The 253-nt window shown below is 65.2% G+C and carries 1 protein-coding gene; it reads right to left on the bottom strand.

What is annotated here, in order from left to right:
* On the bottom strand, window positions 1-191 hold a 191-nt coding region (locus tag SB660_RS22295), incomplete at its 3' end, for a hypothetical protein (protein ID WP_410584642.1).
* Between the last annotated feature and the right edge of the window lie 62 nt (window positions 192-253).

The following is a 253-nucleotide window of genomic DNA, read 5'->3' as shown; positions in this document are numbered from 1 at the left end:
AACTGATTCATCATCGAGATCGGCAGGCCGTACACGCGCACCTGCGCGCTCGCCATAGATTCCCCGCCGGGGATCGTAATCATGGACTGCACGCGCATGCCAGTCAGCGTGACGGTATTGGCCCCGTCGTCACCGAACTGCCCCTCGCCGAGCGTGATCGTCAGGTCGATGCGTTTGCGCGTGAAGCTCATGCGAGGTCTCCCGCCTCGAGGTAGACGAGCTGCCAGCGCGCGCCGAGGCCGGCGTACTCCGG

Source organism: Bacillus sp. SIMBA_005, assembly GCF_046535585.1.
GTDB classification, from domain to species: Bacteria; Bacillota; Bacilli; order Bacillales; family Bacillaceae; genus Bacillus; species Bacillus pumilus.
Note: the sequence above shows the minus strand (reverse complement) of the source record. Positions and strands in the feature narration are given on the sequence as shown.